Origin of the sequence: Streptomyces sp. ALI-76-A (assembly GCF_030287445.1) — a bacterium.
GTDB lineage: Bacteria > Actinomycetota > Actinomycetes > Streptomycetales > Streptomycetaceae > Streptomyces.
The window spans coordinates 7,010,483-7,028,000 of record NZ_JASVWB010000002.1 but is presented as its reverse complement, the minus strand read 5'-3'; the positions used below and the strand labels follow the sequence as shown (position 1 = coordinate 7,028,000).

Below are 17,518 nucleotides of genomic sequence, written 5' to 3'. Positions count from 1 at the left end.
GGCGGCGCTGTCTGAAGCGATGCCCGCCGGCGCCGGATGGTGGCGGCCCGGCTGGTGACGCTTGGCGCGTGGACATCATGCGATACTCCTTCGCCTTCAGGCTGTTGCCCAGCGCTGGTTGGCGCCGCCGTGGCAGCTCCACACGATGACCGCGGAGCCGTTGGCGGTGCTCGCGCCGTTGACATCCAGGCACAACCCGTTCTGACCGTTGCGGATCGTGCCGTTGCTGTTGAGGACCCATTGCTGGCTCGCGCCTCCGGTGCAGTCCTGGATCTGCACGCGCGTGCCGGCGGCGGCGTCGGGCGGGACGTTCAGGCACTTGCCCAGCACCTGCAGCGCCGCACCGTTCCGGGTGAACTGCTGGTTGGCGTTGCTGTGGCAGTCCCAGGTGATCATCGGTGTGCCGTTGGCCGCGTTTCCGCCGTCGACGTCCAGGCACCGGCCCGAACCCTCGTTGCGCAGCCGGAACGTGGTCGGGTTCGGACTCGGGCCGGCGTTGAGCGCGTCGAGGACCGCCGTGTAGGCGGGCTTCTTCATACCTGCGCAGTCGAACAGCAGGGCGTTCTCAGAGCCGCGCCACGAGTCACAGTCCCGCACACCCCACACGGTGATGCCGGTGCAGCGCGACACCGCCAGGCAGGCGCGGGTGACCGTGGCGTAGATGTTGGCCTGGTTCGACCCCTGCGTGACGTCAAGCTCGGTGATCTGCACGTCGACGCCGAGGTCGGCGAAGCGCTGCAGGTTGGCCTGGTAGTCACCGGGGATCGAGGTGCCGAAGTGGGACTGGAAGCCGACGCAGTCGATCGGCACGCCGCGCGCCTTGAAGTCGCGCACCATGGTGTAGATGCCGGTGGACTTGGGGTTGATCCCGTCGGTGTTGTAGTCGTTGTAACACAGCTTCGCGCCCGGGTCGGCGGCGCGGGCGGCGCGGAACGCCGCTTCGATCCAGTCATCGCCGGTGCGCTGCAGGTTCGAGTCACGCCGACCGCCGCTACCGCCGTCGGCGAACGCCTCGTTCACCACGTCCCAGGAGTGGATCTGCCCGCGGAAGTGGGTAGCCACCTGCGTCACGTGGTTGATGGCGGCGTTGCGCAGGTCGCCGCCGGACAGGCCCCGCGCCCAGCCGGGCTGCTGGGCGTGCCAGAGCAGCGTGTGGCCGCGCATGCTCATGCCGTTGGCCCGGGCATGGCTGACGATGCGGTCACCGCCGCTGTAGTTGAAGACGCCCCGCTGCGGCTCGGTGGCGTCCCACTTCATCTCGTTCTCGGCGACGACGCTGTTGAACTCGCGGTTGAGGACCGACATGTAGGTGCTGTCGGAGAACTTGTACGTTCCGACCGCCGCGCCAAAGAAGCGGCCCTTCTCCGCCGCCGACGCGCCCAATGTGGACCCCGCGTTGGCGGTGCCCATGAACAGCGGCACCGTGCCGGCCGCGACCAACCCGGCCAACAGCAGGGGCAGGATCGCCCGGAGCCGGGGCCGGGGCCGCCGCGGCGGCGGACCAGCCGAGTGCACGAATTCGTTCATCTCCGGCACCTTTCGAAGTCGGGGCCACCTCACCGTGTCAGCGTCAGCATCCGTAGATCGTTTTTGGCTTCCGCTTTCACAGGTCAGAAATGAGGAACGCTACGCGTCGATGAGAAGATTGACAGATTGCCATGGTCCATTCAAGAGGGAACCGTCGATATGTGCGGGCCTAATCCGTCGTGCAACTAACCGGAGTAGCGGGACTATTGACGACCACCCCTCATAACTCTTTTTAGCGGCGAATTATGGTGACGGACGCGTGTAAATCGCGGCGGTTTTCGTTATCGGCGGCCAGTTTGAACAGTCGCAGTCGCCGTAGTGCCGAAAAGCACGGCCCCGCCGCCGAACGCGAAGACTTGGGCGCCGGACGCGAGCGGCCTCAGGCGAGTTGGCCGAGTAACCCAGCCTTGACGCCGGCGACCGGCCCGGAGCCGGCCTCGGCCGACTCGGCTCCCATCACGACGGCATTCGCGGTCGCCCCGGCGAGCGCGGGTTTGAGCACCGTGGCCGACCGCGCCGGCGGGGCGGGGAGCAGCGCCAAAGCGACGATCAGCCGCTCAAGGGGTACCAGTTCGTCGGCGGCACGGCCGCAGTCCGCACAGGATCGGGTGTGCCGGGTGATGCGCTTACGCCACAGCGCGCTCGGTACGCCGTCCCAGCCCTCCAGCGCGGCGATCAGCTGTGGGCACCGGGGGCTGGCTTCCAGCGCGGCGACGAGTGACCGGCTCAGCTCCAGCTGGTTGCGCATTCGCTGGATGCGCACACCCGCGTGAGCCACGCTCGTTCCCAGCGCCGCCGCGAGCTCCGCCCTCGTCAGCCGGCCCGCGGTCTCCAGCCACCACAGTGACAGCAGCGCCCGGGCGTCCGGGTCGAGCCATCGACTGGCGCGTACGGTCTTTCGGCGATGACCGGACAGCTCGACGTGGATCAGGGCCAGGCTCTCGGCGTCGGCGTCCGGCGTTTCGGTCATCTCGTCGAGGCGGGCCGTCCGTTCGGCGTCCGCCTGTCGCCGGTGCAGATGGGTGCTGATCTGTCGTGTCGCGATCCTGGCCAGCCAGGGCCGGAAGCTCTCCGGGGCACGCAACGTGCGTAGCTCAGGAAGTGCCCGCAGCATCGTCTCCTGCACCACGTCGTCGACGTCCGCGAGCTCACCCAGTGCCCTGCGCACGATCGCGTACACCAGTGGCAGGTACGTCGCGGCCAGGTCGTCGAGTGCTCGTGGATCGCCGGCCTGTGCGGCGACGACCAGGCTCGTCTCGTCGGCTCGGCCGGCTCGCATCACGAGCCCGCAGACCTTGCCTCGGGCAAGGCCGCCCCAGGTGCCGCGCACGCCCTCGGGTTCGCACGCGCGATCGGCTCGGGCGCGGCCGGCTGGTAATACGTGGCGGCCCATCATCGCCCCAGCCATCCGCCATCAACGGGAAGAGCGATGCCGTTGACGTAGTCCGACGCCGGGTGGGCGGGGAACACCGTGGCCCCGGCGAGGTCGTCGGCGCGTCCCCGGCGACCGGCCGGGATCCGGTCATGGATCGCCTGGTTGGGCTGAGGGCCGGCGCGTAACGCCTCGGTGTCGTCGGTGGCGATGTGGCCCGGTGCGATGGCGTTGACGTTGACGCCGCGCCCGGCCCACTCGTCCGCCAGGGCCTTGGTGAGGCCGGCGACGCCCGATGTCGAGGCCGTGCGGCCGGGGACGTCGATGCCCTGGAAGCTCGGACGCTTCGGCATGACGGTGACCGGTCGGCCGAGGGTCCAGCCGGTCGCCTTCTGGCCGACGGCGCCGACGCGTCCGCAGATCTCGTGGCCGATCACCGCGGCGGACCCGACGCGGCCGTCCATGTCGCCCTGGTGGATGTGCGGATCAGTGCCGCAGATCCGCGTGCAGGCAACCTCGATCGCCACCTGGTCACGGGCCGGCGACTCGGCGACCCGGCTCTCGATCTCGAAGGTGCGGGCCTCGCGGTGGACAACCGCCTTCATCGCTCCTCCATCCCCATGGTGTCGAACGTCCCTTCCGCGGTGGACCGGCCTGGTCCAGGGGTGACCGCGAGCAGCCGCCGGCCGGCCTGCTCCGGCCGTACGTGCGGTCCGTCGGGTGCGTGTGCCGTTCGCTGACGGGTCGCGGTCATCACCGTTGTTTCGTCGATCCGGATGCCCAGGCCCGGCGTGTCGCCGAGCACAAAGGCGCCGTCCTCGACGTGCAGGTCCATCGCGACGCCGATCGGCGGCTGCATGCCCTGCAGTTCGCTGACGAGGTGGTTGGGCACCGACGTCGCGGCGTGCAGCAACGCGACAGGCGTGTTGCCGATCGGGCTGACCGGCAGGTCGTAGGCGTGCGCCAGGGCGGCGACACGGAGGAAGTGGGTGACTCCCCAGACCGCGGCCGTCTGGACGATGTCGACGCCTCCCGCCGCGATCAGCGGGCGGAACTGCTCGAGGCCGGTGAGGTTCTCCCCACTGGCGACCGCCGCCCGTACGCCACGGCTCACAGCGGCCAGGCCGTCGGCGTCCCAGCGCCGGACCGGCTCCTCGATCCAGGTCAGGTCGAGTGTGCGTTCCAATTCACCGACGTGGCGTACCGCCTGCTTGCGGCTCCAGGACTCGTTCGCATCCAGCATGAGTCCTGGCCGGGTCCCGTGCGCAGCCTCGGTCAATACCTCGCGTACGAGCGACAACCGGTGCCGGTCGCGCTCGATGTCCAGGCCGCCCTTGAGCTTCGCCGCCCTCAGCCCGCGTTCTGCATAGACCTGGTAGGTGGCGACGAGCTCGTCGTCGGTGAGGCCGATGTCCAGGCCGGAGGCGTAGGCGTGGACCACGCGGTCGTTGCCGCCGAGCAACCGCCACAGCGGCTCACCCGCGGCCTGTGCCTTGATGTCCCACAACGCCGTGTCGAACGCGCCGATCGTGCCGAACACCACGCCGGCATGCCCGGCTTTGAAGGTGTGCCGCAGCATGCGGTCGTAGAGGGCGGTCACCGCGCGCGGGTCCTGGCCGTCGATGGCGGCGAAAATCGCCTCGGCTTCCACGTGCGGTCCCAGACCGACTCCGGTGATCCCCTCATCGGTCTCGACGATGACGACTGGCACGGGCATGACGCCGTCGGCGTAGACGCCGTTGGCGTCACCGACAGGTCGGCCCCAGTGCTGCGCCGTCGTCAGGGTTCTGTACCCGGTGATGCGCATGCGTCAGCCTTTCGTCGCGCCGGCCGTCACGCTGTCAGCGATCTGGCGCTGCAGGAACAGGTAGGTCACCAACACGGGTAGCCCGGCGATCAGGACACCGGCTGCGAAGGTGGGGATGTCGGCGGAGTACTGGCCGCGCAGTGAGGTGATGCCCACCATCAGGGTGCGATGGTCGGCCGACGGCATCATCAGCAGCGAGATGAGCACGTCGTTCCAGCAGAACAGCGCGTCGAGGATGCCCACCGACAGCAGTGCCGGAGCACCCATCGGCAGCATGATGCGCCGGTAGACGCCGTACAGGGTGTTTCCGTCGATCCGTGCGGCGTCGACGAGCTCGGTGGGCACCGCTCGGTAGTAGCTCGTCATCAAGAAGACGGTGAATGGCAGGAACTGCGCGACGTAGGCGAGGATCAGCCCCGGATAGGTGTCGATGAGACCGCCGTCGGCCATGATCCTGGCGAGCGGCACCATGATCACCTGGAACGGGATGAACAGTGCCGCGAGGCAGACCAGGGCCAGCGCGGACGAGCCACGGAAGGGCACCTGGGCCAGCGCGAACCCGGCCATGGACCCGATGAGCAGTAACAGCGCTACGGCGCAGGCCACCACGATCACGGAGTTGAGGAAGTACCGCCCCATGCCGACGCTGTTCCACGCGGTGCTCAGGTTGTCCCACTGGAGAGTGCTTGCCAGGGAGAACCGGTCGAGGATGTACTCCCGGCGGGTCTTCATCGCGACGTTGGCGGTGAACAGCAGCGGGTAGATCGTCGCCAGGGCGAGGAGCACCATCGGCACGGCGACCAGCCATCTGCTCGGCCCCAGGCGAGACATCAGTCCTCCCTCCCCGCCCGGCGCAGCAGGCCGACCTGTAGCAGGCCCACGGCCAGCATGATGAGGAAGAGGACCGTGGACGCGGCCGACGCGAGCGCCGGGCGGCTCATCTGCCCCTGTTGGACCCAGATGTAGTACTCCGGCAGGTAGGTCGACCCTTCCGGGCCACCACTGGTCATGACGTAGAGCAGCCCGAACATCGAGGTCAGCATCCCTATCGTCGTGGTGACGACGACGAACCGGATGGTGCGGGCCAGACCCGGGACGATGACGTGCCAGATCATCCGCGCGAGCGAGGCGCCGTCGACCCGGGCGGCGTCCAGAAGTGCGGAGTCCAGGGTCGCGAACCCGGCCAGGAACACCACCAGCGCCATCCCTGACGTCGCCCAGATGTGCACGCCGACGACGGCGAAGATGGCTACGTCGGGATCGCCGAGCCAGTCCACCGGGCCGACCCCTGAGCCGCCGAGCACGGCGTTCAGCGGACCGTCGAAGGCCAGGAGCAGGTTGAAGATCGCGCCGACGATCACCGGTGAGAGCACAGCCGGGAAGAAGTAGACGCTCCGGAAGAACCGGTGTCCCGGCACCCGCAGGTAGATGAAGGTGGCGAGCAGTCCCGGGATCGCGACCGCGACCGGCAGCAGCAGCACCAGCAGTCCGACGTTGCGCAGCGCGGTGCGGAACAGCGGGTCGTCGATGAGCTCCGCGTAGTTGTCGAGCCCCACCGTGGCGCCGTTGCGTTCGCCGTCACCGGTGAAGGAGAAGCTGACACCCAGTCCCAGTGGCCAGAGCCGGAGCACCACGATGATCAGGACAGCGGGAGCGACCAGGACGTAGGGGGCGAGGCGCTCGGCCCGCCGGCCGCTGCGGACTCGCGGAGATTTCGACGCGGGGCCGCGGCCACCCACCGCCTCACCTGCTCGCGCCCCGTCGGCCCGCCCTGCGTGAGCAGCGCGGGCCGGCGCGCCATCGGGTGACATGGCCTCAGCCCGCTTGGTCGGACGCCGCGAGCTGCTTGACCGCCGCGTCGACCGTGACCGATCCGCTCAGCAGTTGCTGAGACAACCGCCCCATCAGGTCTACGGTCTTGGACGGCAGGGCCACGTGCAGGGCGGGCTTGCCACGGTCGATCTCGGACACGATGGTGGCGACGGCTGGGCCACCGCTCGAGACGTCCACGGTGCGGTCGGCCGCGATGGCGCCCGCGTCGGCGTAGAACGACTTCAGTACGTCGGTCGAGGTCAGGGAGCGCACCAGGTCGGCGGCGACCTCGGGGTCCTTGGTCCACTTCGCGACGGCGTAGCCGATGCCGCCGTCGTAGGGAAGGCTCGGCGTGGCGCCGGCCGTGACGACCGGCGACTTCATGACGCCGACATTGCCGGCGTCGAGGAACTCGGCGAAGTCCTTCCAGTGCCCGATGTCCGACATCAACCCGATGACGTGGGCGGCCTTGTGGGACTGGAACACCGCGAACGCGTCGTTGAACATCGCCGTCGAGTTCGCCCCGTCGTTGTTCAGGCCTTTGTCGTCGGCCTCTTTCCAGAGCGAGAAGACCCGCTTGACCGCCGGCGAGGACCAGTCTCGTTCGCCGGCGATCCAGTCGTCGTACTCCGTGGGCGACAGGACGCCCGAGCCGAGCCCGGACAGGAAGAACTGAATACCGATGCCTTCCTTGTTGCCCTGCGCGAAGCACCTGGCACCGGTCGCCTTGCTGATGGTCCGGCAGTCGGCGACGAACTCGTCCCAGCTGGCGGCAGGCTGCTCCGGGTCCAGCCCTGCCTTCCGGTAGAGCGACTTGTTGTAGTAGATCGGGTGGCCTTGCAATGTCACCGGAGCGGCGTAGGTCTTGCTGTCCTTGGTGAAGGCCTCCCACCCGGCCAGCCGCTTCCTGTCATCACGGACGTACTCGTCCAACGGCAGAAGGGAGTCCACGCGGTCGCGGATCTGCCCGCCGCCGTTGAAGAGCATGACGTCCGGCCCCTTGCCGGCTTGGATGGCGGCCCCGAGCAGGGTGTAGTACTGCTCGAACGGCTGCGCGACGAACTCGACCGTCACGCCGGGATGCCGCTTGGCGAAGTCGGCCTTGGCCTTCTTGACGTATGAGGACGCTGTGGCGTCGCCGGACTTCCAGTCCCAGACGACGAGCTTGCCCTTCGAACCACCGGACGCCGAATCCGGGTCCGAGGCGCTTCCGCAGCCGGCTAAGACAACGAGCCCGGCAACCAGGCTCGCCGACCACAGTGTTCGCTGCTTCATTGCTGCCCCGCTCTCCTGAGGTGGCCGGCTGACCGGCAATTGAGGTTGAGGAGGAACGCAACTCGTATGACGTATGTAACCCGTATGACGTATGATGTCAACCGAATGCCGTATAGTAGGCGGGCATCCGTGGTCCGGCACGGGTCCCGGGGGGTGTCATGACGGCAGTACCGCAGTCATCCGCAGAGGCCTCCGAGGCCCCCGCCTGGAGCCGGCGCCCGGCGAACCTTGCCGCCGCGGTGACGGCTGAGCTGGTGGAGCGGATCGTCCGTGGAGTCCATCCGTCCGGTTCGCCGCTCCCCTCCGAGCCCGTGCTCTGCGAGATCTTCTCGGTCAGCCGCACCGTGGTCCGCGAGGCGGTGAAGATACTTCAGGAGAAGGGGCTCGTGCAGGTCCGCCAGGGCGCCGGCACGATGGTCACCCCGCCGGCGATGTGGAACATGCTTGACGAGCTGGTCCTCGGCGCGACCATCGCCGAAGACGAGAGCCTGGCCATCCTCGATCACCTCGTCGCGACCCGCCGCGTGCTGGAGTCCGACATGGTCAACGTCGCCGCCCGCCTGGCGAACGCCGAGGTGATCGACCAGCTACGCGGTCTGGTGGAGCGGATGGATGAGCTCGTCGACGACCCCGCTTCGTACCACGAAGTGGACCGGGCGTTCCACGACACCATCATGCAGGCGTCGGGGAACCGCATCGGCCGTGCCGTGGTCCGTTCGCTGGAGCGCCAGGTCATCAACTCCGCCCGTTACATGGGCCGAACCGGCCGTGCCTTCTGCGTCGCGTCCAACCACGGCCATCGGCGCATCTACGAGCGGATCGCCGCGCACGACCCCAAGGGTGCGGCCGAGGCGATGTTCACCCACATCACCGAGGCGTGGGTGGTGCGCCGCAGCGGACCGGACGAGCCGACCCGGCTGCTGCGTTAGAGGGGGTTGACGGGTCCTGCCGCGAGCGAGGCCGATGCCATCGCAGCGCAGGTGGTCATCTCCTGGTGGCAGTTGACGGCCACCTCGTTCGTCGACCACGAGTCGATGTGGTCGAGACAGCAGAACATCGGTGTGCAGCCCGCTGGCGGGCGGGTCCTGCATCTCGACGTTCGGGCCGCCGGCCGGCGAGCCCGTCGGCGGGTCCGGCGGGGCAGGACCAAGCAGGCGGGCGAAGATGCGGCCGTGCTGTTCTGGCCGCTCTTCTCGCCCCGACCGGCCACGTAGGAGTGGTTGAGGGCGTTGCGGCCGAAGAGGTGGTTCATCGCCTGTACGGCACCGTCGCGGTGGCGGACGCCCCCGGTCAGGTCGAAAGCCGTAGGTGTCCACAGATCCACCGAGGCGCGGTGGGGCCCGCACCCACTCGGGCCCCACCGCCGGTATCCGCTCCTGTCCCAAAGGAGCGGATGGGCGTTGGTTCCGCTATCGCAGTGCCCACTGCTGGTTGGTGCCGCCGTGGCAGGACCAGAGGGTGATCCTGGTGCCGTTGGCGGTGCCGCCGGCGTTGGCGTCGAGGCACAGTCCGGAATGGACGCCGGTGATGGTGCCGTTGGGGTTGACGTTCCACTGCTGGTTGTTCTGGCCGTTGCAGTCCCAGATGACGACGGCGGTGCCGTTGGTGGTGCCGCGTCCGCTGGCGTCGAGGCACTTGTCGCCGGAGACGGTCAGTTGTTTGCCGGCGGTGTAGGTCCAGGTCTGGCCGGCCGCGCCGGTGCAGTCCCCGAGTTGGGTCTGGGTGCCGTTGGTGGTGCCGGCGCCGGGGACGGTCAGGCAGCGGCCGGACTGCGCGCCCACGATCTGCTGAGCCGTGGGCTGTGGGGTGGGAGGAGTGTCCTGCGGTCCGGCGGACGCCATCACGGCCTGGGCGCCGGACGGCCAGTTGCCATTGGTGACCGTGACATTGCCGGAGACCACGTTGCCGCGGTCCCCGTTGGTCACGTTCGTGCTGCCGTTGGTCGACCAGTTGTTGGTGACGGTCCAGTTCCCCATGTTCTCGCCACCCCAGTAGTTGGCCGTCGCCCACGTACCGGTGTTCGAGAAGACATTGTTGGTGACCGTGTAGTACTTCGAGCCCTCGTCGAAGTACGTCCCGAAGTATCCGTTGGTCCGCAGGCAGTGGTTCCGGCTGATCTGCGCGCTCGGGTTCCATCCGAGCGTGTAGATGCAGCCACCGTCGTTCATCTGCTGCATGACATCGTGGATGTAGTTGCCGATGAGCCGGTTGTTGGACGCGGTGGTCGGCGTCGTGTAGCGCGGCTGGTAGTTGTACAGGCCGCGGTTGGCATAGTGGCTGCTGCCGCCCGCGTCGTTGGCGCCCCAGCCGTACCCGATCGACATGCCGGAGTACGGCATGTTGTAGACCTCGTTCTGGGCGACGGTGCTGTTGGTGACGTACGTGGTCAGGACAGAGACGATGCCCCGGTAGTCCGCCCCCAGGTCGTGGATGCGGTTGTTGCTGATCGTGATGTCCCTGTTGACCATGCGCTGGTCGCTGGGGTGGTGGGCGTCGGCGCGCACGCCGCCCACGAGGATGCCACCGGCTGAGCTCCGGGCGATCTCCGACCGGGTCACCGTGATGCCGGCGGCGCCCAGGCCGACGCCGCTGGCGTGCGCGTTGGCGTCGTTGCCGATACCGATGGCCGTCTGGCCCAGGTTGACGAACCGGGAGTCGCTGAAGGTGATGGTGTTGGCGGCGGAGATCTGCACGGCGGACGGCATCTGCAGCCAGTGTGGCCGGGCGGCCTCGAACTGCGTGCAGCCGTTGTGGCAGGAGTCGAAGCTCGGCCAGCTCCAGTTGCCGGCGATGTACCCGCCGGTCTGCTGGTCTACGTAACCCTGGTTGCTGCTGGGGCCCAGCCAGCTCGTACCGGTGAAGGTGATCCCGCTGAACGTGATGTGGTGCGCCGGCTCGCTGTACGTGCCCCCGAGGTTCACCAGCGACTGCAGCGTCGGCAGTTCCACGCTGACGTTGCTCATGTTCTGCCCGGCCAGGGGGATGTAGTACAAGGCTCCGGCCGTGGGGTTGAGGTACCACTCGCCGGGCGAGTCCAGGAACTCGTACGCGTTGGTCAGGTAGAACGGACCGGCCCGGTGCGGCCGCATGAGGGTGTCGTAGCCGAAGTTGTTGTTGTTCCACGCCGGCTGCTGCATCGTGATGAAGTTCCCACTGATGCTCTGCACCGGCGAGTACCGGTCGGTGAAGGAGTTGACGCTCTCCACCTCGACCCGGCTCTGGTCGGCCAGGTTGTTCAGATAACTCAGCGCACCGCCCGAGAACCTCATTCCGGCGCTGGAGGCCGTGAAATCGGCCCTGTTCACCTGTGTGCGTGCCCGAGTGGCCACGGCACCGTCGACATAGAGCTGCCGGGCGTCGAGACCGGCGGGCACGTCGGCCCGCCAGATGTTCCTGGCTCCGTCGGCCACCGACCAGCCGGTGACCGCCCGGGCACCGGTGATCACCGGACGCGCCGACGGGGCGGCCTGCCACACGACCCTGTGACCGCCTGAGCCGGAGTCCTCCGCCGTCAGCCGCAAGGGTCGGTCCAGCCGGTACACACCGTCGGCCAACTGCACCACGATGTCGTCCGACATGGCGTCGTTGAGCGATCGCACCGCCGCCTGCGCGGCTGTCAGTGAGCACGGCTGCGCGCTGGAACAGTCGGTGCCGGTGCCGGACGGCGAGACGTACACAGTGCGGGGAGCCGCGGATGCGGGCGCGGGGAACGCCATCACGGCGGTCGCGGTCAAACCGACTGCGGCGGCTGCGGCCCGAAGCCACCTTCGTATCGTGAGAGCTGTGAACACGTCTTCTCCTTATGGCGGTTCCCGGGCGGAAGGGGGTGACGGCGCGACCGGGCTACTCGGCGTGGGGGGATGAGGACTCGCGAAGGGAACACGATGTACGGGCGTGGGCATGGGCGTGGGTCTTGCGCCTCGCTCGGTGCCGACCGCCGTACTGTCGGCGAGTTGTCCGGCGGTCGGTGCACGGACCGGTCGGACCGTAGGGCGACCGACCGCCGTACTGTCGGCGAGTTGTCCGGCGGTCGGTGCACGGACCGGTCGGACCGCAGGGCGGTTCCCCGTGGGCCCATTCACATGACGTACGACGTCGTTCGGAAACCAAAGCGACCCCTTTCACCCGGTCGAGGGAGCGTTCTCCAGTCCGCGGAGGACAGTGCGGAGGTAGGACAGCCCGTCACGGGCGAGGGTGTCCTGCGACGGGGCAAGCGGCCGCCAGATCGAGGCCGCGGTGGCGATGGCCTCGTTCCGCGCGGTGAACGACTCGATGCACACCGCGCCGCCGTAGCCGGTCGTGGCCAGGCCGGCGAGGAAGCGTGGCCAGTCGAAGTGGTCGGCGCCCGGGGCGCCGCGGTCGGTGCCGCTGACCTGGACATGCTTGATGTGCGGACCAGCCGTGACGAGCGCCTCGTAGGGGTCGGCCTCCTCGATGTTCATGTGATACGTGTCGATCATGAGACCGACGTTCGCGGGCAGGCCGTCGATCAGCTCCACCGCCTGCTCGACCGTGTTGACGACGCTCGTCTCATAGCGGTTGAGGGCCTCCACGCCGATGCTCACGCCCCGCTCCCCCGCGTGGTCGGCCACCGGCCGCAGGGCGCGGCGGACGTCCGCGTAGCAGGCCGCGCGCTCCACCGGTGACATGCGCCAGGTCCGCCCCACCGCGGCGTAGACCGGGCCGCCGACGCAGGGCGCGCCGACGGCCACCGCACTGTCCACACACGTTTTCAGGTACGCCACGGTGGAGGCGACGGCCTCCGGCGGAGCGTTCACGAGGTCACGTCCGGGCGAGGTGACCGCGCAGACGCCGACCGCGCGCAGGCCGTACGCCGCCAGCAGGTCCCGGGTGCGGGCCGGGTCCCAGTCGCCGGGTTGCTCGATCGGCAGCTCGACCGCGTCGAAACCGAACGCGGCGATCCGCGGCACCAGCTCGGCCATGGCCTCGTCGTCGACCGGCGAGGCCCAGACCCACGGGTTGACACCGATGGTGTACACCGCACTACTTCCAGCGCCGCGGGTAACCGGGCAGGTCGGTGCAGCCGCACATCGCGTAGTGCAGCGGCGGCATGGTGGCGTCGACGTACTCGTCCAGGTTGTCCTGGGTGATGGTCGGCTGTGGCAGCTTCCACGGGTTCGGCACCTGCTCGCCGTCGAGGATCTTCAGCGCGGCGATGACCGGGGTGCGCCACTGGTAGGTCGGGTAGGTCGGGGCGATCGCCGTGAGCTTCTTGTCCTTCCACAGCTTCAGGAAGTCGAGCTGGTCCTCGCCGTTGATCGGCGGCACGGGCTTGCCGGCGTCCTCGAACGCCTCGACCGCCGCGCCCGCGACCGCCCCGGCGTCCATCCAGACGCCGTCGATCGTGCCGTACCGCTGGATGTAGTCGTTGACGATCTTCTTCGTCCTGGCCGGGTCGCCGTCGGTGAACTCGACGCCGACGACGTCGACGCCCGCCTTGTCGAAGGCGATCTTCGCCGCGGACCAACGGGTCTCCAGCACGTCGACGCCGGGCAGGATGCGCAGCGCGAGCACCTTGCCACCCCGCTTCATCTTCCGGGTGACGAACTCCGCCGCGACGTGGCCGAATCCGTAGCCGCCGATCGGGTTGATGAACGTCACCGGGCAGGTCGTGTCGACGCCGCGGTCGAAGACGATGACCGGCAGGCCCTTCTGACAGGCGGCCTCCACGGCCGGGGTGAGCGTCGCGGTGGTGTTCGGCGAGACGATGAGCGCGTGGCAGCCCTTGCCGAGCAGGTCGTTGATGTCGGCGATCTGCTTCTGGTCCTTGCCTTCGGCATCGACGTGGACGAACTCGGAGATCCGGCCGCGGTGCGTGTCGACCTCGGCCTGCATGGTCTTGAAACCGACCTGGCGCCAGGGGTTGTTCAGCCCCGCGTTGGAGAAGCAGATCTTGTACGGTCCGGGCTTCGTGAACTTCGCGGTCTCCACCATCGCCGGTTTGAGCGCCTGCTCCCAGGGCTTGCCGGCCGGCCCGGTGGGCGCGGCGTCCAGCAGCGCGAGCTGCTCGTCGTAGTCGGCCCGCACAAAGAACTTCGACTGCTTCCCGGTGCCCGACCCGGTGCCCGCGGAGGGCGAACCCGATGCGCCGGTGGTGGGCTCGTCGGTGGCGCAGCCGGCCAGCACCAGTAAGGTGCTCACGGCCAGCACCGTCATGGAATGCCTCACTGAAGCCCCTTTATCTGGACGGGAAACGGAAGGACGCCGCCGCCACGGCGAGCAGAATGATCGCGCCCTGGACGGCCGGTTTGAGGGCGCCGGAGACGCCGTAGAAGTTCATGAGCGTGAAGAGCGTCTCGAGGGTCAGCGCGCCCAGCATCGCGCCGACGACCGAACCGCGGCCCCCGCCCAGAGCGACACCGCCGAGGACCGCCGCGGTGATCGCGCCGAACTCCAGGCCGGCGCCGGCCTGGAACGACACTCCGCTGTACCCGCCGATGAGGACCGCCGCGAGCGTGGCGGCGAGTCCGCTGAGGACGAACGCCATGGTCTTGGCGCGCCACACGCGCACGCCGCTCAGCTCGGCGGTCCGCGGGTTGCCGCCGACGGCGACCAGGGTGCGGCCGAAGTCCGAACGCGTCAGCACCAGCGCCAGAGCGGCTACCGCCAGCAGGACGACCAGGGCGTACGGTATCCGGCCCAGCGCGGGCACGTCCTCGAACGCCGACCGGCCGAGCCGGCGGAACTCCTCGGAGAGGCCGCCCTTCGGGGCACCGTCGGACCACAGGTACACGGCACCCACGAGGATCAGGTACATCCCGAGGGTCGTGATGAACGACGGCACCCGCAGCCGCGTGGTGACGAGGCCGTTGACGAGGCCGACGGCGATGCCGAACGCGAGCAGGAGCACGACGACAGGCCAGCCGGCCGACGGATCGCCGTCGATCAGCCGGGCGGCGATGACCACCTGCGCGGTGACCAGGGAGCCGACGGACAGGTCCAACTCGCCGGAGACGATCACGAAGTACTGGCCGGCGGCGAGCAGGATGATCGGCGCGGAGCGGCCGAGGAACGACATCAGCGACGGCGGCGAGAGGAAGTCCGGTTGGCGGGCGGTCAGCAGGACCAGCAACACCGCCAGGATCACGATGATCGGTGCGAGACCGCCGGAGCGGAACTCAAGGAGCCGCAGAGGGCGCGCGATCCGCATGCTATGACGCCTTTCGCATCGCCCGGCGGGCGTAGACGGCGACCGCCGCGATGATGATCACGCCACGGATCACCTGCTTGAAGAACGCGTCGACCTCGAGCTGGTTGAAGATGGCGTCGATGCTCGCGAGCAGCAGCACGCCGCCGACCGTGCCGGCGACGCCGCCGCGCCCGCCGGCCAGGGCGGTGCCGCCGAGCACCACCGCGGCGATCGACTCCAGGTCGTACAGTCCCTCGGTGCCCACCCTCGGTGCGCCGGCGCCGAGCCGACTGGCGAGGTAGATCCCGGCGAGGCCGGCGCAGAGGGCGCACAGCACATGGGCGGTGACGAGGACCCGGCTGCCCCGCACGCCGGAGAGCCGGGCGACCTCCGGGTCACCGCCCACGGCGAGCAGGTGGTGGCCGAAGCGGGTGCGCGCCAGCACGAACCAGGCCGCGGCGGCGACGGCGAGCAGCAGCAGGAACGACAGCGGCACCGGGCCGACGCGCTGGTACCCGAGGCCCTGCACCAGGGCGGGTGCGGTCTTGCCGGCCGGGCCGTCGTATCCGTTGTCGAGGTATCCCTTCAGCAGCAGTGCGACGCCGACGGTCGCGATGAAGGGGTTGATCCGCGCCGTGGTGACGAGCAGGCCGTTGACGAGGCCGATCGCGCCGCTGACCGCGAGTGTCAGGCCGATCGCCGGCAGCAGCGCGCCGTCGTCACCGGCCATGGTCTCGGCGGCGACGAGGGTGCTCAGGCTGACCACGTACGCCACGGACAGGTCCAGCGAGCCCCCGACGATGACCAGCGTCTGGCCGACCGCGACGAGGCCCAGACCGGCGGCGACGTGCAGCAGGCTCACCGTCGTCGGCAGGCTGAACAGCCGGCCGCCATCGACCGCGACGACGAGCCAACCGATCGTCAGGGTGAGGACCAGGGCGACGAACACGCCCGGCGGGGTCCGCCGGGCCGGCAGGGACAGCGCGCCGCTCATCCGGCCGCCTCCCCCACGGTGCCGACCGCCAGGGCGACGACATCCTCCTCCGTCGCGCCGCCGGGTAACTCGCCGGCGATCCGGCCGTCGCGCATGACGATGATCCGGTCGCTCATGCCGAGCAGCTCGGGCAGCTCGGACGAGACCATCAGCACGGCGGCGCCGTCGCGGGCCAGCCGGCGGACGAGATCGTGGATCGCCGCCTTGGCGCCCACGTCGATGCCCCGGGTCGGCTCGTCGAAGAGCAGGATCCTCGGGGCGAGCGCGAGCCACCTGGCCAGCACGACCTTCTGCTGGTTGCCCCCGGACAGGAAACGGATCTCCTGGTCCTCCCCCGCGGCGCGAAGCTCGACGGCCGCGAGCAGTTCCCGGACCCGCGCGGTCCGGGCACCGCGGCCGAGCCGGCCCGGGCGGACGGCGCGGCCGGCCAACAGCGCGTTGTCGAGCACCGACTGCTCGGCGACGATCCCCTCGCCCTTGCGGTCCTCGGAGACGTAGGCGATACCGGCCCGCATCGCGGCGCGGGGCGAGCGCAGCCGGACCGGCGCTCCGTCGACGGTCACCCGGCCGGTGCTGAACGGTGCGGCGCCGAACAGTGCGCGGGCCAACGCCGACCGGCCGGAGCCCTGCAGGCCGCCGACGCCGAGCACCTCGCCGGCGCGCAGCCGTAGGTCGATGCCGCGCAGCTTCCGGTTGCCTCCGTCGCGGACGGTCAGCCGCACCGGGCCCAGCTCCTGCGGCTTCGCCGGGTCGGGGTAGTAGCTCGACAGCTCGCGGCCGACCATGTGGCGCACCAGCTGATCGGCGCTGGTGTCCGCGGTGTTCACGGTGGCCACCGCCCGGCCGTCCTTGAGCACGGTGATCCGGCTGGACAGGTCGAAGACCTCCTTGAGGCGGTGCGAGACGTACAGCACGCCCATCCCGTGCTCCTGCAGCCGCCGTACGAGCGCGTAGAGCTGGTCGACTTCGTGGTCGGCGAGAGCCGCGGTGGGCTCGTCCATGATGAGCAGCCGCGCGTCGAGGGCGAGCGCCTTGACGATCTCGACCACCTGCTGTTGCGCCACTCCGAGTCGTCCCACGCGCGTGTCGGGCGGTAACGAGCCCTCCCCGACCGAGGCGAGGAGCCCCGCGGTGTGGCTGAGCATCGCCCTACGGTCGACGAGCCCGCGGCGCAGGGGCTCGCGGCCCAGACAGACGTTCTCCGCGACGGTGCGCTCGGGCAGCAGGGTCAGCTCCTGGTAGACGATGCCGATACCGGCCTGTTGGGCCTCACGCGGGCTGCGGAACGTCCGCGGGGCGCCGGCGAACTCAACCGTTCCCTCGTCGGGCTGGTGGACGCCGGACACCACCTTCATGAGCGTGGACTTGCCGGCGCCGTTCTCGCCGACGACCGCGTGCACCTCGCCCGGCCGGACCTGGAGGTCGACGCCGTCGAGCACCGGCACGCCGAGGAACGACTTGCCGATGCCTCGCAGAGCGAGCAGCGGCGACGGCAGCAGGCCAGACATCGTGGGACCCTCTACATTCGCGTCGTCAGCAGGATTGAGTCACCGATAGCTGAATCGTTTGGGTACGGCCGGC

14 protein-coding genes are annotated in these 17,518 nt (G+C 69.4%); 1 reads left to right on the top strand and 13 read right to left on the bottom strand.

Going from position 1 to position 17,518, the window contains the following annotated elements; all coding sequences use genetic code 11:
• Window positions 1-96 precede the first annotated feature (96 nt).
• The 7 genes from QQS16_RS32075 to QQS16_RS32045 form a co-directional block, all read right to left on the bottom strand.
• Window positions 97-1,527 (bottom strand): endo-1,4-beta-xylanase, encoded by a 1,431-nt coding sequence (locus QQS16_RS32075; protein ID WP_286065551.1) that lies wholly within the window; start codon window positions 1,525-1,527, stop codon window positions 97-99.
• Window positions 1,528-1,906: 379 nt separating this feature from the next.
• Window positions 1,907-2,806 carry an RNA polymerase sigma factor gene (locus QQS16_RS32070; RefSeq protein WP_286065550.1) on the bottom strand — a complete coding sequence of 300 codons (900 nt, stop codon included), beginning with the start codon at window positions 2,804-2,806 and terminating at the stop codon, window positions 1,907-1,909.
• 113 nt (window positions 2,807-2,919) lie between these two features.
• Window positions 2,920-3,504 carry an SDR family oxidoreductase gene (locus tag QQS16_RS32065; protein WP_286065549.1) on the bottom strand — a complete coding sequence of 195 codons (585 nt, stop codon included), beginning with the start codon at window positions 3,502-3,504 and terminating at the stop codon, window positions 2,920-2,922.
• Window positions 3,501-4,706 carry a mandelate racemase/muconate lactonizing enzyme family protein gene (locus tag QQS16_RS32060; protein WP_286065548.1) on the bottom strand — a complete coding sequence of 402 codons (1,206 nt, stop codon included), beginning with the start codon at window positions 4,704-4,706 and terminating at the stop codon, window positions 3,501-3,503. The genes QQS16_RS32065 and QQS16_RS32060 overlap by 4 nt, the downstream gene beginning before the upstream one ends.
• 3 nt (window positions 4,707-4,709) lie before the next feature.
• Complete coding sequence (locus QQS16_RS32055) at window positions 4,710-5,537, bottom strand: carbohydrate ABC transporter permease (RefSeq protein ID WP_286065547.1); 828 nt, start codon at window positions 5,535-5,537, stop codon at window positions 4,710-4,712.
• On the bottom strand, window positions 5,537-6,337 hold the full coding sequence (locus tag QQS16_RS32050; protein WP_353479734.1) for a carbohydrate ABC transporter permease: 801 nt from the start codon (window positions 6,335-6,337) through the stop codon (window positions 5,537-5,539). The genes QQS16_RS32055 and QQS16_RS32050 overlap by 1 nt, the downstream gene beginning before the upstream one ends.
• A gap of 184 nt (window positions 6,338-6,521) precedes the next feature.
• The gene (locus tag QQS16_RS32045; RefSeq protein ID WP_286065545.1) at window positions 6,522-7,793 is read right to left on the bottom strand and encodes an ABC transporter substrate-binding protein; all 1,272 of its coding nucleotides are present in this window, start codon (window positions 7,791-7,793) and stop codon (window positions 6,522-6,524) included.
• A gap of 158 nt (window positions 7,794-7,951) precedes the next feature.
• Here QQS16_RS32045 and QQS16_RS32040 point away from each other — a divergent pair, with 158 nt between their 5' ends.
• Window positions 7,952-8,722 carry a FadR/GntR family transcriptional regulator gene (locus tag QQS16_RS32040; protein ID WP_286065544.1) on the top strand — a complete coding sequence of 257 codons (771 nt, stop codon included), beginning with the start codon at window positions 7,952-7,954 and terminating at the stop codon, window positions 8,720-8,722.
• A 480-nt stretch (window positions 8,723-9,202) separates the two neighbouring features.
• Here QQS16_RS32040 and QQS16_RS32035 read toward each other — a convergent pair whose 3' ends face one another.
• The 6 genes from QQS16_RS32035 to QQS16_RS32010 form a co-directional block, all read right to left on the bottom strand.
• Complete coding sequence (locus tag QQS16_RS32035; RefSeq protein ID WP_286066523.1) at window positions 9,203-11,509, bottom strand: RICIN domain-containing protein; 2,307 nt, start codon at window positions 11,507-11,509, stop codon at window positions 9,203-9,205.
• Between the two features lie 405 nt (window positions 11,510-11,914).
• Entirely contained in the window at window positions 11,915-12,793 is an 879-nt protein-coding gene (locus tag QQS16_RS32030; protein WP_286065543.1) for a sugar phosphate isomerase/epimerase family protein, read from the bottom strand.
• 4 nt (window positions 12,794-12,797) lie between these two features.
• Entirely contained in the window at window positions 12,798-13,970 is a 1,173-nt protein-coding gene (locus tag QQS16_RS32025; RefSeq protein WP_286065542.1) for a substrate-binding domain-containing protein, read from the bottom strand.
• 22 nt (window positions 13,971-13,992) lie between these two features.
• Window positions 13,993-14,964, bottom strand: a complete 972-nt coding sequence (locus QQS16_RS32020; RefSeq protein ID WP_286065541.1) for an ABC transporter permease — start codon at window positions 14,962-14,964, stop codon at window positions 13,993-13,995.
• A gap of 1 nt (window position 14,965) precedes the next feature.
• Entirely contained in the window at window positions 14,966-15,937 is a 972-nt protein-coding gene (locus QQS16_RS32015) for an ABC transporter permease (protein WP_286065540.1), read from the bottom strand.
• Window positions 15,934-17,445, bottom strand: coding sequence for a sugar ABC transporter ATP-binding protein (locus QQS16_RS32010; protein ID WP_286065539.1), 1,512 nt, complete (start codon window positions 17,443-17,445; stop codon window positions 15,934-15,936). The genes QQS16_RS32015 and QQS16_RS32010 overlap by 4 nt, the downstream gene beginning before the upstream one ends.
• Window positions 17,446-17,518 lie beyond the last annotated feature (73 nt).

What these genes read in the sequence shown, in the direction of transcription:
- QQS16_RS32065 (WP_286065549.1), bottom strand. Translation starts at nt 3,504, where the DNA reads ATGAAGGCGGTTGTCCACCGCGAGGCCCGCACCTTCGAGATCGAGAGC.
- QQS16_RS32070 (WP_286065550.1), bottom strand. Translation starts at nt 2,806, where the DNA reads ATGCGAGCCGGCCGAGCCGACGAGACGAGCCTGGTCGTCGCCGCACAG.
- QQS16_RS32060 (WP_286065548.1), bottom strand. Translation starts at nt 4,706, where the DNA reads ATGCGCATCACCGGGTACAGAACCCTGACGACGGCGCAGCACTGGGGC.
- QQS16_RS32045 (WP_286065545.1), bottom strand. Translation starts at nt 7,793, where the DNA reads ATGAAGCAGCGAACACTGTGGTCGGCGAGCCTGGTTGCCGGGCTCGTT.
- QQS16_RS32020 (WP_286065541.1), bottom strand. Translation starts at nt 14,964, where the DNA reads ATGCGGATCGCGCGCCCTCTGCGGCTCCTTGAGTTCCGCTCCGGCGGT.
- QQS16_RS32035 (WP_286066523.1), bottom strand. Translation starts at nt 11,509, where the DNA reads ATGGCGTTCCCCGCGCCCGCATCCGCGGCTCCCCGCACTGTGTACGTC.
- QQS16_RS32075 (WP_286065551.1), bottom strand. Translation starts at nt 1,527, where the DNA reads ATGAACGAATTCGTGCACTCGGCTGGTCCGCCGCCGCGGCGGCCCCGG.
- QQS16_RS32010 (WP_286065539.1), bottom strand. Translation starts at nt 17,445, where the DNA reads ATGTCTGGCCTGCTGCCGTCGCCGCTGCTCGCTCTGCGAGGCATCGGC.
- QQS16_RS32040 (WP_286065544.1), top strand. Translation starts at nt 7,952, where the DNA reads ATGACGGCAGTACCGCAGTCATCCGCAGAGGCCTCCGAGGCCCCCGCC.
- QQS16_RS32055 (WP_286065547.1), bottom strand. Translation starts at nt 5,537, where the DNA reads ATGTCTCGCCTGGGGCCGAGCAGATGGCTGGTCGCCGTGCCGATGGTG.
- QQS16_RS32015 (WP_286065540.1), bottom strand. Translation starts at nt 15,937, where the DNA reads ATGAGCGGCGCGCTGTCCCTGCCGGCCCGGCGGACCCCGCCGGGCGTG.
- QQS16_RS32025 (WP_286065542.1), bottom strand. Translation starts at nt 13,970, where the DNA reads ATGACGGTGCTGGCCGTGAGCACCTTACTGGTGCTGGCCGGCTGCGCC.